We start from the raw sequence: 13416 nt of genomic DNA, 5'->3' as shown, positions 1-13416 counted from the left end.
GGGACTAATCAGCGTCTGCTGCCAGCATGGACAGCAGGCGCTGCTTTTCCCCGGTGTCGCCCTCGTCACTGAGGGCGGCCGCCAGATCATCCAGAGCTGCAATCGAATGGCCTGCGCGAAAGCTGTCGACATGCGGCAGCATCGCCTGAATGCCGCGCGCCTTGGGCGCAAAGCCGTCAAAGCGTAGCAATGGATTGAGCCAGATCAGCCGCCTTGACGAGAGGTGCAGGCGCTGCATTTCAGCGCTGAGCTGGTCAGGATCGTCCCGGTCCAACCCGTCCGTAATCAGCAGGACAACGGCCCCCTGCCCCATCACCCTGCGGGACCAGTCGCGGTTGAAGTCATGCAGGCAAGCCCCGATCCGGGTGCCGCCCTCCCAGTCCTGGGCCTCGGCCCCTGCGGCGGCGAGCGCTGCGTCCACATCGCGCTCTGCCAGGTGACGGGTAATGTTGGTGAGCCGCGTGCCAAAGGTGAACCCATGCACCCGCGCCCAGCCCGGCCCTTTGCGATTGGCCACCGCATGCAGGAAATGCAGGATCAGCCGGGAATATTGGCTCATCGAGCCGGAGATATCGCAGATAACCACCAGATTTGGCCAGCGCAGGCGCTGATCGGCGCGCGCCAATGTGGTGATTTCGCCCCCCTTGCGCGCCGCCGCCTGCATGGTGCGACGCCAATTGATCCGGCGGCCCTGCCCTGACGGCACCAGACGCCGCGAGCGGATCGGACGGATCGGCAGCTGCATCTTCGCCAGCATGCGTTTGGCGTCTGCGATTTCAGCGGTGCTCATCTGTTCGAAATCCAGCTGGCGCAGCCGTTCCTCGCTGGACATGGTCAATTCGGCATTCAAGTCCAGCTGCGCGGGCGGTTCCGGCTGTTCAGTGTCTGGCAGATCCGGCGCGCCAGCCCCATCTAGCAGCGCCTCAGCCGCGCGTTTCTGCGCTGGTTTCGCTGGCTTTTCTTCCTGCGTGCCGCGGATCGCAGGCAGCATCGCCGCCATCATATGTTCAAGAAACCGGGGATCACGCCAGTAAAGACGGAAGATCTGCGCAAAGACGGTCCTATGTTCCGGTTTTGACACAAAACAGGCATGCAAGGTCCAGTAAAAATCCTGCCGGGAGGTAAAGCCCGCAGCGGCAACAGCCGCGACCGCCTCGCTGACGCGGCCGGGGCTGATCGGCAGGCCCGCCCTGCGCAAAGCCCGCGCAAAATGGGTAATGTTCTGTGCCAGGCGTGGGTTCTCTGGCAGGGGGAGCGGCGGATACTCGGGCATCAGGTCCGATCTTGGCGAGACGGATCCACGCTCGCCTCGTTGATATTGGCGCGAGCCTGATCGAGGATGCGTTTGGCTTCGGAGCCCTGCAGCCGGGTGATATCATCCTGATATTTCAGAATCGCGCCAAGAGTGTCGGCAATCACTTCGGGCGAAAGGTCAATCACATCAAGGGCCAGCAAGCAGTTCGCCCAATCTATGGTTTCTGCGATACCGGGATGTTTGAACAGATCTTCGGTGCGCAACGCCTGCACAAAGGCCACCACCTCCTGCGAGAGGCGGGGCGCCAGATCCGGGGCGCGGGCGGTCAGGATCTGCATTTCACGGTCAAAATCCGGATAATCCACCCAATGATAAAGACAGCGCCGTTTCAGGGCGTCGTGCACCTCGCGGGTGCGGTTGGATGTTACGATCACGATGGGGGGCTCTGGGGCCTTGACGGTGCCAAGTTCGGGGATCGTCACCTGAAAATCAGACAGCGCCTCAAGAAGGAACGCCTCGAAGGGTTCATCCGTGCGGTCCAGCTCGTCAATCAGCAGCACGGGCGCGCCGCGCGGGTCGGGTTGCATTGCCTCCAACAGAGGGCGGCGGATGAGATAATCATCGCCAAAGAGTTCCGCCTGCAATGCATCGCGGTCCGCGCCTGTGTTGCTTGCCTCGGCGGTGCGGATCGCGATCATCTGAGCGGCGAAATTCCACTCGTACACAGCGCTTGCCGCATCCAGCCCCTCGTAGCATTGCAACCGGATCAGACGGCGACCCAAAGCCGTGGCGAGAGTTTTGGCAATCTCTGTTTTGCCGACGCCCGCCTCGCCCTCCAGAAACAGGGGACGGCCGAGTTTGAGAGACAGGAACACCACAGTGGCGAGCCCCCGGTCTGCAACATAGCCCTGCGCAGCCAGCATCTGTTCGACCGCATCAATTGACCCGGGCAGATCCGTTGATCCACCCACCCCGGTTTCTGACTGCCCGCTGGCAGCGCGGCCCTGCGTCATCTGTGCTCTCCTCCACGTTTGATGGCAGTGGGCCATGCCACCACCCACCGGTCAAGCGTTTGCGCCTGCCACTTTGGTCCAATAGGCAACACCAGCAGGCCAACCGAATGCAGCAGACCGAGGTTGCATTGACCCCTGACCATGCCGATGCGATGACGGGGGCAAGCAACTGAAATGCAACGTCTTCGCCACCTGACGCCCGCCACAGGAGAGCCCCGCTCGCCGCTGCGGTCCAGACCTGGGCGGGATGTCATCGGCAGGCAGACCCGGAAAAACCGGTCGCGAGCAGGAGAGAGCATGCGCATCGCCGCAGTGACATGTGTCAAGAACGAAGGCCCCTTCCTGTTGGAATGGATCGCCTATCATCGCCTCCTCGGGGTTAGCGATTTTCTGTTTTATTCCAACGATTGCAGTGACGGGACCGACCTTCTTTTGACGGCGCTCGCAGAGCGCGGACTGGTGCAGCATCTTCCCAACCCGGCGGAGGGGCGCAACTATCAGATGGAGGCGCTGAAACACGCCCGCCATCAGCCGGTTGTGGAAGGTGCTGATTGGGTCTGGATTGCGGATGTGGACGAGTTCGTGAACATTCATGTGGGCGATCATAGCTTTGCCGCCCTGATCGAAGCCGCAGGAGACGTGCAGGCGATCTCTGTCACCTTCCAGTTCTTTGCCAACTGCAGCATCCAAAGGTTTGAAGACAGGCCCGTGATTGCGCAGTTTGATCGCTCTCACACTCCGGATCTGTGGAACGGACAGACCGCAATCGAGGTCAAAACCCTCGTGCGCAAGGATTTTCCGCTGCAGTACTACGGCGCGCATCGTCCGTTCTTTTCGGCCAAACTTGCCAAGTCCGAGCGCCCCCGCTGGGCCGATGGATCCGGTCGCGGGGTGCCACATCGTTTCCTGATGACGTCCTCACAGGACTGGATCCGCAAATTTCCAGCACGGGGTGCGCGTCGTCTTGCGACACTGAACCATTATGCGCTGCGGTCTCTCGACAGCTATCTGGTCAAAAACGATCGGGGTGACGTGAACCGCGAGCATCGTGATTTTGATCTTGGCTACTGGCAGGCGCGCAATGATCCGGCCTGGCAGGACCGCTCTATCCAACGGCATCTGCCTGCCCTGACAGACGCGCTTGCAGATCTGATGGCGGATCCAGAGATCGCCCGGCTGCACCACCTCTGTGTGGATCGCCACCGGGCGCGCTGTGCCGAATTGATGCAGATGCCCGCGTACCGCAGCCTGCGCCAGTCGCTGCTGGACACCCCCGCCATGCCCGCTGCGGAATGCGCCCTGATCAAGGAACTGGAGGCCACGACATGAGCCTGAAGGTCATCAACCTTGGCCTGCCGAAATCCGGCACCACGACACTTGGCAAGGCACTGGAGGCGGCGGGTTATCGCGTGGCCGATCACCGCTTGCGCGCCCGTGAAGAAGACACGCCGGGCAAGCGGCGCATTTTTGTTGGCGGTCTGCTTTATCGCGGGCTCTACGATCACGGAGATCCGATGGCGCTGATGCGGGAGTACAATGCGCTTGCAGAAATCTCCTTTATTCACGGCAAGTTCTCGGTCTGGCCGCAGTTCGACTTTGCCATGCTGCAAGCCATCCGTGCCTGCCATCCCGACGTCAGGTTCATCGCAACGCGCCGCGATCCTGTTGCCCATTCCAAGTCGATCATGCGCTGGAACAACCTCGGCAGCCGTCGTCTGCCCGCCAGCACCGTGCCCGGCCTGCCCATTGGCTATGGCAAGTCAGAGGAACAGCAGCAGCGCTGGATTGAGGGCCATTACGAGGCGCTTGCGCATTGGTTCCGCGATGATCCTGCCTACCTAGAAGTCGACGTCAGCGCCCCCGACGCCCAATCGCAGGTCGCCGCCCATGTGGGCCGGGATCTGCCGTGGTGGGGCAAGGCCAATGTCAACCGCAAGGCAGAGGGCCACAGCTGATGCGCATCGATCTTCATATCGGGCCTGACCACCTTGGCGCGGGGCGTTTCCAGCGGATGCTGGCAGACCGGCGAGACCTTCTGCTGAAAGGGGGCGTTCTATTTCCCCGTGCCCCCGGCAGGCGCAATCACACCCGCTTGTTCATGGCCACTACCGACCCCGACCACATTGACCCGCTACGGTACAATCGCGGGTTTCGCGACGGCGACACCCAGGCCGCGCTGCGGGCTGCGCTGAAAGATGATCTGTCGCGGGAGATAGACGCTGCCCGGCCTCAGCGCCTGATCCTGTCTGCGGCCCAGCTGGCCAGTCAACTGCACCGCCCTACAGAGATTGAGCGTCTGTTCGAGTTTCTGCGCCAGTTTGGGGACGACATCCGCATCACCGCAATTGTCCCCAGCGCCTCTGAAGGCGTGCTGCGCACCTATGCGGCCCAATTGCAGGAGGGGCGCGCAGTCGGACTGGACCGTGATCTGGCGCTTTTGGAGACGGGTGCGGGTTGGTGGCAGTCCTGCATTGACGATATGTCCAGCCGCAAGGTGAATCCGCGGGCCGGGCTGTTTGAGGCCACCCAGATTGCGCCATTCTGGCTTGACTACCATGCGATGGAACAGGCCTGGGCGGCGGTATTTGGGGCAGATGCCGTGCGGCTTTTCAGCCATGACGCCGCGCAGATCTACGATCGTTCGGCAACCGATCATCTGGCGGCGTGTTTTGACCTAACGATGCCTCTTGGTCGCGCAGGCAAGGCAGTGCAGCCAGATGTTCCCTCCTGGGCCACGCTGACGCGGTGGCGGCGATTGAACCAGCGCATCCTGCAGTTGCTGCAGGCCAGACCGGATATGATTGTCCCGCGCGCAACCTGGCGCACTGTGCTGGCGGATCAGGCACTTGCAGGCAACGGCCCTTCTGCGGCAGATCTGTCTGCGCTTGACCGTCATTTTGCAGATCAGAACCGCGCCCTTGTGCAGGCTCATCCCGGATTGCGCCCCGCGCTGCTGTTGGGCTTTGCGGACACTATGGATGCAGATGGCCCCCTCAGCTGGACAGAGGCAGACGCCGAAGAGGGGTATCGCGCAAGTCACGCCCTGCTTGCAGCCCTGCCCCGCCTTGAAAAAGCCAGTGCCGAAGCGCGCGACGCGCGGGGACTTGCCCCTGTGAAGACGCCCGCGACCGCAAAAGCCAAACCCGCCACAGCCGCCCAGCGCCTCGCCCCGCTGTCAGACGGTGCAAGGGACCTCTTGCCGCCACAGGCACTCGCCAACCTGGACAAGCTGCGTCAATCACCACTTGCGCCCCACAATACGATGGGTCAGCTGGATGAAACTGTTGAGCGCCCGCCCTTTGCCCCGCTGAGCCCCCGCGCGCTGCCTGAGGGCAGCACAGGCGCCGTAATTGTCGGCTGCATGAAGAACGAAGCGCCCTATATCGTTGAATGGGTCGCCTATCACCGCGCGATTGGTGTGGACAACTTTCTGATTTACACCAACGGCTGTGAGGACGGCACCAGCGAGATCCTTGATCGCTTGCAGGACATGGGCGTTGTGCAGCATCGCAACAATGACGACTGGCGCGGCAATTCTCCGCAGCAATTTGCCCTGAACCAATCGCTGAAAGAACCGCTGATCCGCAATGCAGACTGGGTCATTCACATTGACGTGGATGAGTTCATGAATATTCGCTGCGGCAACGGCACCCTGCCCGATCTGTTTGCCGCAGTGCCAGATGCCAGCAATATTGCTATGACCTGGCGGCTGTTTGGTCACAACGACCAGACCACGCTGCGCGATGATTTCGTGATCGACCAATTCGACAGCTGCGCGCCCAAATTCTGCCCCAAGCCACACACGGTCTGGGGGTTCAAAACCATGTTCCGCAACATTGGCGCCTATCAGAAGATCAGCTGCCACCGGCCCAACAAGCTGCTGGAAGATCAGCGTGGCGCCGTAAAATGGGTCAATGGTTCAGGTCAGGACATGACCGAGGAGGCCGTGGACAATGGCTGGCGCAACTCCCGGCGCAGCATCGGCTATGACCTGATCCAGCTCAATCACTATGCGCTGCGGTCGGCAGAGAGTTTTCTGATCAAACGCCAGCGCGGCCGCGCGCTGCATGTGGACCGCTCGATCGGGCTAAACTACTGGATCCGGATGGATTGGAACGACCACAAGGATCTGACCATCAAACGCAACCTGCCGCGGCTTCGCGCGGAATATGACCGCTTGATGCAGGATGATATCCTGCGCAATCTGCATGAGGACGGTCTGAACTGGCATCGTGCAAAGGTCGCAGAGCTGCACAAGACCCCAGAATTCGAAGAGCTGTTCTGTCAGGCTCTCAAGGTCAAGCTGCGAGCAGATGAGCGGGTCGCCTATGCGTTGGCCCTGGATATGGAGAGCTGAGACATGGCTGAGGCAGAAATCGAGACGTCATCCGAGCGGCAGAAAAAAGGCCAGTCCGGCGCTGCTGAAAAGCATCTCAAATGTCTTGGCATGCGCTTTCCCTGGGCGCCGGACATCGTGCCGCCACGGGTGCGCAAGATGCTGCGAGCGGGCACCTACGAGGCTAAGGAGGCACAGGCCGCTCAGCAGCTCATCAAACCGGGTGATGTGGTGATGGAGCTTGGTGGTGGCATCGGCTTCATGTCCACCCTGGTCGCCACCAAGACAGAAGCTGCATCTGTCCATTCCTACGAGGCAAACCCCCACCTCATCCCCTACATCCAGCGCGTTCATGCAGCCAATGGCGTCACCAATGCCTATCTGACCCACGCTGTTCTGGCCCCCAAAGCGGGCAAGCAGACCTTTTATGTGCGGGAGAATTTTCTCGCATCCTCGCTCTCTGCGATGGAGGATGAGCCGCATCAGGAGGAGGTCGAGGTTCCGGCGCTCGACATGAATGCGGTGATTGCCGACCTGAAGCCCAGCGTTCTGATCTGCGATATCGAAGGCGCCGAGGCGGATCTATTGCCACAGATGGATCTGAGCGGCTTGCGCGCGGTTCTGATCGAAACCCACCCTCAGTGGATTGGCAAAGAGGGCATCCGACGGCTGTTTGCCTGTCTGGATGCTGCCGGGTTGGTGTTCTATCCGCGCTGGTCGCATGGCAAGGTAGCGGTCTTCCGCTCTGATTGGTGATCCGATGCGCAGCCTCGCCATTCTGACCCAACGCAACGAAGGCGCGTTTCTGCTGGAATGGATCGCCCACCACAAGGCCGTCGGCTTTAGCGATATTCTGGTGCTGTCCAATGATTGCCAGGATGGCAGCGACCGGATGCTCGACCGTCTGGAAGACCTGGGCCATATCACCCACCTGCGGAACGATCCCCCCTATGACAAGAGCGGGATCCAGTTCGCGGCTCTGAAAAAGGCAGACAAGCACCGGCTGACCCGCAAGGCAGACTGGGTCCTTGCGCTGGACATCGATGAGTTCGTCAACATCCACACGGGCAACGGGCAGATCAGCGACCTGTTGGAGGCCCTGCCGGATGCAGATTCCGTGACATTGACCTGGCGTCTGTTCGGCAATGGGGACACCATCCGCTACGAAGACCGCCCCGTGACCGAGCAGTTTTTACGCTGTGCTCCGGAGGTGATCCACTGGCCGTGGCGGGCTGCGATGTTCAAGACGCTTTATCGCAACAACGGCACCTATCGCAAAACCGGTGTGCACCGCCCCCGCAGCCCCGCCGACGAGGCCGCGCTTGACAGCTATCGCTGGTTTGACGGCTCGGGCCGCGAACTCGACAGCAGTTTCAAGACGCAGCGGGTGTTTTCCAACTACGGGCAAGCCAACTTTGATCTGGTGCAACTCAACCACTATCCGCTTGGCGCGATGGAAAGTTATGTGCTCAAGGCGGATCGTGGCCGTGCCGTTCACAGCAGTGACCAACTTGGCATGGATTACTGGGTCGAGCGCAATTTCAACACGGACGAGGACAACAGCATCAGCCGCTATGCACCAGCACGCCGGGCCATCAGTGATCTGCTGTTTGCCGATGGCAAGCTCGCCAAGCTGCACGCCCGCGCGGTCGACTGGCGCCATGGCCGATTTCGTCAGCTGATGCAGCAAGACCAGTACCGGACCTTGTTTTCGCGCCTCATGATGACGCCACCCTCGCGTCTGATCAGCCCAACCACTGCCCAGACATTGGCAGGATTTGCCGCCCTGGCCCGCCAGGCTGGCCCCGACCCTCAGGACAGCGCAGACGGCTGAGGTCCCCCCGCCCGACGGGCGCGCAGTGCTGCTCCCCGGCACCGGAGGCCTGCAAAGCGGCCTTACAATTTCCAATTTTAGCCTTATTTCGCCCTTAGAAATGAACGGCGAAACCCATCCATGCGCGGCCCCCTTCCGTGCAGGGCAAAAGGACAAGGCAATGCAGCAGGATACGATGGACACGCTGGACGAGGATCTGTCCGGGCTGAAACCCGTCCAGTGGCAGGCCCGCATGGCTGCGCTGGCCGAAGAAAACGGCATGTATCAGCCGCTGGGAAATCGCCATTTCGCCACGTTCATTGATCAGGGAAACACGCTCCTGGTCAGCTTTGAAACGATCCAGGGCATTCACAACCTCTCTGACGTGGCACAGCCTTTGGGCTTTGATCTGGTCAAGAACCTCGGCTGGTCGCATCTGTGCCTTGTCTCCAACGGGGACACCTGGTTTCGCAACGAACGCATCTTTGGATTTTTCGACCAGCTGATCGACGACGGCTTTTTCGAGGAATTCGACAAGGTCGTATTCTACGGCGCTGGCCCCTGCGGTTATGCGGCGGCCGCCTTTTCGGTTGCTGCACCTGGTGCGACGGTTGTTGCGATCCAGCCTCAGGCCACGTTGGATCCGGCAATCGCGGGCTGGGACGAGCGCTTTAGCGAAGAACGTCGCCTCGATTTCACCAGCCGCTATGGCTATGCGCCAGACATGATGGATGCAGCGCAGGAGGGGTTTGTCCTTTATGATCCACACCAGCACCTCGACGCCATGCACGCAGCGCTTTTTGCGCGCAAGAATGTAACCCGGCTGGCGCTGCCAAATCTCGGTGGCACGGTGCAAACCCGCCTGATCGAGATGGAGATCCTCTACAACACCATCGCCCTCGCCGGGGCAGGCAAGCTCACCAAGCGTCGGTTCTTTCAGCTTTACCGCGCGCGGCGCAACAATGCGGCCTACCTGCGCAACGTGATGGCGCGGCTTGATCAGGATGACAGGCCCTATCTGGTCACGCTTCTGTGTCGCAACGTGGCCCAAAGAATGCGGGCACCCAGGTTCCGCCGTCGCCTGCAGAACCTGGAAAAACGTGCCGAAGCGGGCGAATTCAGACTGCCGCCAAGCCGATGAGCCGCGTTTACTGAGCCCGCAGCAAACGCTGCGTCAAAAGCCTCGCTTCCCTCATGGGCAACCTTGTGCTACGCGAGCGCCATGACCGTTCAGCTCACCATCCCCCGCCCCGATGACTGGCACCTGCACCTGCGCGACGGCGCCATGCTGCAGGCCGTCCTGCCCGAAACTGCCCGTGATTTTGCCCGTGCGATCATCATGCCAAACCTGGTGCCCCCGGTGGTGAAAGGTGCAGATGCGGCAGCATATCGCGACCGGATCCTGGCCGCCCTGCCCGAGGGGATGACCTTTGAGCCGTTGATGACGCTCTACCTCACCGAAGATACCGATCCCGAGGATCTGGCGGCAGCCCATGCATCGGGCCTGGTGAAGGCAGTCAAACTGTACCCGGCGGGGGCCACCACCAACTCGGCCTCTGGTGTGCGTGACTTCGACAAGGTGCGCCCGGTTCTGGACAAGATGGCAGAGATCGGCCTGCCACTGTGCACCCATGGCGAGGTGACAGACCACGACATCGACATCTTCGACCGCGAAGCCGTTTTCATTGACCGTGTGCTGGACCCGATCCGCCGCTCAACCCCCGGCCTGCGCGTGGTGATGGAACATATCACCACCAAAAACGCAGTCGATTATGTGGCAAGCCAAGACAAGGATCTGGGTGCGACGATCACCACGCACCACCTGATCATCAACCGCAACCACATCCTGGTTGGTGGCATCAAACCCCACTACTATTGCCTGCCCGTGGCCAAACGCGAAGAACACCGTATGGCGTTGCGAGCCGCCGCCACCTCAGGCGACAGGCGCTATTTCCTCGGCACCGACTCTGCCCCGCACACCGACCCCAACAAGCTCAGCGAATGCGGCTGTGCCGGCTGCTTTACGGCACCCAACACAATGCCGTTGCTCGCCCATGTGTTCGAAGAAGAAAACGCGCTCGACAAACTGGCAGGCTTTGCCTCTGAAAACGGCCCGGCCTTCTACCGCCTGCCAGTCAACAACGAAAGCCTGACGCTGGAAAAACAGGCCACGCCCGTTGCCTTCCCCCAGAAGATCGAAACCAAAGACGGCCCTGTCACGGTGTTCGACCCCGGCTTTGACGTGTTCTGGAAAGTCGCCTGATCTACCACCTGCCAAAATTATCCCCGCCGGAGGCCGATGCCACCGGCGGCCCGCGCTGCCCCAAAGGATGAGCCCATGATCCCTACCTCCTACCCCTCCCGCGAAGAGATTGCGCGTCTTTCGGCGCGTATGCTGCTGGAAATCGGTGCCGTGAACTTCAACACGGAAACGCCCTATACGCTCGCATCGGGTCTGCCCTCACCGAGCTACATCGACTGCCGCAAGCTGATCTCCTTTCCTCGCATCCGTACCACGCTGATGGATTTCCTGACCGTGACCGTGATGCGCAATGCGGGTTTTGAAGCGTTTGACAATATCGCAGGCGGTGAAACGGCAGGCATTCCCTTTGGTGCGCTGGTCGCCGAGCGGATGGCGCTGCCGATGACCTATGTGCGCAAAAAACCCAAAGGCTATGGCCGCAATGCGCGCATCGAAGGGGTGATGAGCGAAGGCCAACGCGTGCTGCTGGTCGAGGACATGACCACCGATGGCGGCTCTAAACTGTCCTTTGTCGATGCGATCCGTGAAACCGGCGCAGACTGCGGCCATACTGCAGTGATTTTCTATTACGACATCTTCCCCGAAACCACCAAACGCCTGGGCGACCACGGTGTGGAGCTGCACTATCTGTGCACCTGGTGGGATGTTCTGGCCGAAGCCAAGGCACAGAAGAGCTTTAGCGAAGAGACGCTGAATGAGGTCGAGAAATTCCTGAACGATCCGCGCGCCTGGCAGGATGCGCATAAATCCGCCTGATGCACCCAGGCGGCCCGGCGTGGCCGCCTCATCAGGTTCAGTGACAGACGGGCGGCGCAACACCTGTGTCGCCCGTATTCATTGAGCCAACCCGCTGCGCCCTGGATGCAGGCCAAGGCGCAGACACCTTTGTCACCACATATCGGCGCTGATGGCGGCACCTCTCGCTAGATGCTGATCGCCCGCACCGACGGAGCACCAAGGCACGGCAATCCTGCGCGCGGACAGATTTGCGTGGATGAGCAGCCCGCAGAAGGTTTTCCACAGATGCCCCACAGGGCCGCCCCCGAGTTATTCATAGGGTTGCGCACAGGTCAAAGGCACCTTACCCACACAAAACCCACAGGGTTTTCCAGATAGCCAGACCGGGGCCTGATCCTCTATAAATCGGGTCCAACAACGAGAGCCGCAATGAACGACATCACGCCTTTTGACCCCAATCTGCCCGCCGCCCCCAAGGGCGAAGACGCCGCAGAAGATGATGCCAGCATCCTGCCCCACTCTGTTGAGGCCGAACAGCAGCTTCTGGGCGCGATCCTGACCAACAACGATATCTACGACCGGGTGGCCTCTATCATCAACTCGGCGCATTTCTACGATCCGGTCCACGCCAGAATCTATGAAATCGCGGCCGCTCGCATTTCCAAGAACGCGCTCGCCTCTCCCGTGACCCTCAAGGCGTTCATGGAGGACGACGAAGGGCTCAAGGAACTGGGCGGTCCGGCCTATCTGGCAAAGCTCGCTGGCGCGTCGATCTCCGCCTTTGCGGTGCGGGACTATGCACAGATGATCTATGATCTGGCGATCCGGCGCGAGCTGATTGCCCTGGGACGCAGCATCGCAGACAAGGCGCGCCGCGTCGATGTCGCGTCCGAGCCAAAGGAACAGATCGTCGAGGCGGAACAATCGCTTTACCAGCTGGCAGAACAGGGCCAGACGGAAAGCGGCTTCAAATCCTTCCTCAAGGCCGTAACCGAGGCGGTCAACGTCACCAATGAGGCCTATCAGCGCGGCGGCGGCATGGCGGGGATTTCCACCGGCCTTGCCGACCTCGACAAACAACTTGGTGGCCTGCACCCATCGGACCTTTTGATCCTTGCGGGCCGTCCTTCGATGGGGAAAACCTCGCTGGCAACCAACATCGCCTTCAACGTGGCAAAGGCCTACAAACGGGGCGTGAAGCAGGATGGCAGCGAGGGCGCCGTTGATGGTGGCGTGGTCGGCTTCTTCTCGCTCGAAATGTCGGCAGAACAGCTGGCGGGCCGTATTTTGGCGGAAGCCTCCGAGATCTCCTCTCACAAGATCCGTCAGGGTGACATGACAGAGGAAGAGTTCCGCCGCTTTGTGCAGGCGGCAAAGGATCTCGAAAGTTGCCCGCTGTTTATCGACGACACGCCTGCCATCCCGATCTCGCAGCTGGCGGCCCGCGCACGACGTCTGAAGCGGACGCATGGGCTAGATCTTCTGGTGATCGACTATTTGCAGCTGTGCCGTGGTATGTCTGACAACCGGGTGAACGAGATTGCAGAAATCTCCATGGGGATGAAAGCCATCGCCAAGGAGCTGAACATCCCGGTGATCGCGCTGTCGCAGCTGTCGCGTCAGGTGGAAAGCCGGGAAGATAAACGCCCGCAGCTGTCTGACCTGCGTGAATCGGGCTCGATCGAACAGGATGCCGACGTCGTCATGTTCGTGTTCCGTGAAGAATACTACAAGGAACGGGAAAAGCCGGGCGATCACGAGCTGGACAAGATGGAAGAATGGAAGCAGGCGATGGAGCGACTGCACGCCAAGGCCGAAGTTATTGTCGGCAAACAGCGTCACGGTCCCATCGGCACGGTGGAGCTGTCCTTTGAGGCGCAGTTCACCCGCTTTGGCAACCTGGCCAAGGCCTGGCAGCAGGAACACGCCCCAGAGTATTGATCGTGCCATTGGCACACACAGTGCAGTCCAACCGGCGCAGCCCAACCGACCACGAGT

At 60.8% G+C, this 13416-nt stretch carries 11 protein-coding genes; 9 read left to right on the top strand and 2 right to left on the bottom strand.

Annotated features, from left to right (window positions below; all coding sequences use genetic code 11):
- Nucleotides 1–4 precede the first annotated feature (4 nt).
- Nucleotides 5–1273: a vWA domain-containing protein gene (locus tag NIT7645_RS04260; RefSeq protein WP_008560860.1), complete on the bottom strand. Its 1269-nt coding sequence runs from the start codon at nucleotides 1271–1273 to the stop codon at nucleotides 5–7.
- Nucleotides 1273–2178 (bottom strand): AAA family ATPase, encoded by a 906-nt coding sequence (locus NIT7645_RS04255; protein WP_050673666.1) that lies wholly within the window; start codon nucleotides 2176–2178, stop codon nucleotides 1273–1275. Before NIT7645_RS04255 ends, NIT7645_RS04260 begins: the two co-directional genes overlap by 1 nt.
- A 387-nt stretch (nucleotides 2179–2565) precedes the next feature.
- Here NIT7645_RS04255 and NIT7645_RS04250 point away from each other — a divergent pair, with 387 nt between their 5' ends.
- From NIT7645_RS04250 to NIT7645_RS04210, 9 genes are all read left to right on the top strand, one after another.
- On the top strand, nucleotides 2566–3597 hold the full coding sequence (locus NIT7645_RS04250) for a glycosyltransferase family 2 protein (RefSeq protein ID WP_008562423.1): 1032 nt from the start codon (nucleotides 2566–2568) through the stop codon (nucleotides 3595–3597).
- On the top strand, nucleotides 3594–4223 hold the full coding sequence (locus NIT7645_RS04245) for a sulfotransferase (RefSeq protein WP_008559487.1): 630 nt from the start codon (nucleotides 3594–3596) through the stop codon (nucleotides 4221–4223). The genes NIT7645_RS04250 and NIT7645_RS04245 overlap by 4 nt, the downstream gene beginning before the upstream one ends.
- A complete protein-coding gene (locus NIT7645_RS04240) occupies nucleotides 4223–6625 on the top strand; it encodes a glycosyltransferase family 2 protein (RefSeq protein WP_008563233.1) in 2403 nt (800 codons plus the stop codon). Before NIT7645_RS04245 ends, NIT7645_RS04240 begins: the two co-directional genes overlap by 1 nt.
- A gap of 3 nt (nucleotides 6626–6628) precedes the next feature.
- Nucleotides 6629–7360, top strand: a complete 732-nt coding sequence (locus NIT7645_RS04235; protein WP_008561782.1) for an FkbM family methyltransferase — start codon at nucleotides 6629–6631, stop codon at nucleotides 7358–7360.
- 4 nt (nucleotides 7361–7364) lie between these two features.
- On the top strand, nucleotides 7365–8438 hold the full coding sequence (locus tag NIT7645_RS04230; RefSeq protein ID WP_008559951.1) for a glycosyltransferase family 2 protein: 1074 nt from the start codon (nucleotides 7365–7367) through the stop codon (nucleotides 8436–8438).
- A gap of 160 nt (nucleotides 8439–8598) precedes the next feature.
- On the top strand, nucleotides 8599–9558 hold the full coding sequence (locus tag NIT7645_RS04225) for a hypothetical protein (RefSeq protein ID WP_008559883.1): 960 nt from the start codon (nucleotides 8599–8601) through the stop codon (nucleotides 9556–9558).
- A gap of 81 nt (nucleotides 9559–9639) precedes the next feature.
- A complete protein-coding gene (gene pyrC / locus NIT7645_RS04220; RefSeq protein ID WP_008562654.1) occupies nucleotides 9640–10680 on the top strand; it encodes a dihydroorotase in 1041 nt (346 codons plus the stop codon).
- A 75-nt stretch (nucleotides 10681–10755) separates the two neighbouring features.
- Nucleotides 10756–11436 (top strand): orotate phosphoribosyltransferase, encoded by a 681-nt coding sequence (locus NIT7645_RS04215; protein ID WP_037302886.1) that lies wholly within the window; start codon nucleotides 10756–10758, stop codon nucleotides 11434–11436.
- 411 nt (nucleotides 11437–11847) lie between these two features.
- Entirely contained in the window at nucleotides 11848–13359 is a 1512-nt protein-coding gene (locus NIT7645_RS04210) for a replicative DNA helicase (protein ID WP_008563008.1), read from the top strand.
- Nucleotides 13360–13416: the final 57 nt, after the last annotated feature.

The sequence above is a fragment of the Phaeobacter italicus genome, assembly GCF_001258055.1.
Classification (GTDB): domain Bacteria; phylum Pseudomonadota; class Alphaproteobacteria; order Rhodobacterales; family Rhodobacteraceae; genus Phaeobacter; species Phaeobacter italicus.
Note: the sequence above shows the minus strand (reverse complement) of the source record. Positions and strands in the feature narration are given on the sequence as shown.

Excerpts from the sequence above, each read along its gene's own strand:
- NIT7645_RS04260 (WP_008560860.1), bottom strand. The coding sequence starts at position 1,273 with ATGCCCGAGTATCCGCCGCTCCCCCTGCCAGAGAACCCACGCCTGGCA.
- NIT7645_RS04255 (WP_050673666.1), bottom strand. The coding sequence starts at position 2,178 with ATGCTGGCTGCGCAGGGCTATGTTGCAGACCGGGGGCTCGCCACTGTG.
- NIT7645_RS04250 (WP_008562423.1), top strand. The coding sequence starts at position 2,566 with ATGCGCATCGCCGCAGTGACATGTGTCAAGAACGAAGGCCCCTTCCTG.
- NIT7645_RS04245 (WP_008559487.1), top strand. The coding sequence starts at position 3,594 with ATGAGCCTGAAGGTCATCAACCTTGGCCTGCCGAAATCCGGCACCACG.
- NIT7645_RS04240 (WP_008563233.1), top strand. The coding sequence starts at position 4,223 with ATGCGCATCGATCTTCATATCGGGCCTGACCACCTTGGCGCGGGGCGT.
- NIT7645_RS04235 (WP_008561782.1), top strand. The coding sequence starts at position 6,629 with ATGGCTGAGGCAGAAATCGAGACGTCATCCGAGCGGCAGAAAAAAGGC.
- NIT7645_RS04230 (WP_008559951.1), top strand. The coding sequence starts at position 7,365 with ATGCGCAGCCTCGCCATTCTGACCCAACGCAACGAAGGCGCGTTTCTG.
- NIT7645_RS04225 (WP_008559883.1), top strand. The coding sequence starts at position 8,599 with ATGCAGCAGGATACGATGGACACGCTGGACGAGGATCTGTCCGGGCTG.
- pyrC (WP_008562654.1), top strand. The coding sequence starts at position 9,640 with ATGACCGTTCAGCTCACCATCCCCCGCCCCGATGACTGGCACCTGCAC.
- NIT7645_RS04215 (WP_037302886.1), top strand. The coding sequence starts at position 10,756 with ATGATCCCTACCTCCTACCCCTCCCGCGAAGAGATTGCGCGTCTTTCG.
- NIT7645_RS04210 (WP_008563008.1), top strand. The coding sequence starts at position 11,848 with ATGAACGACATCACGCCTTTTGACCCCAATCTGCCCGCCGCCCCCAAG.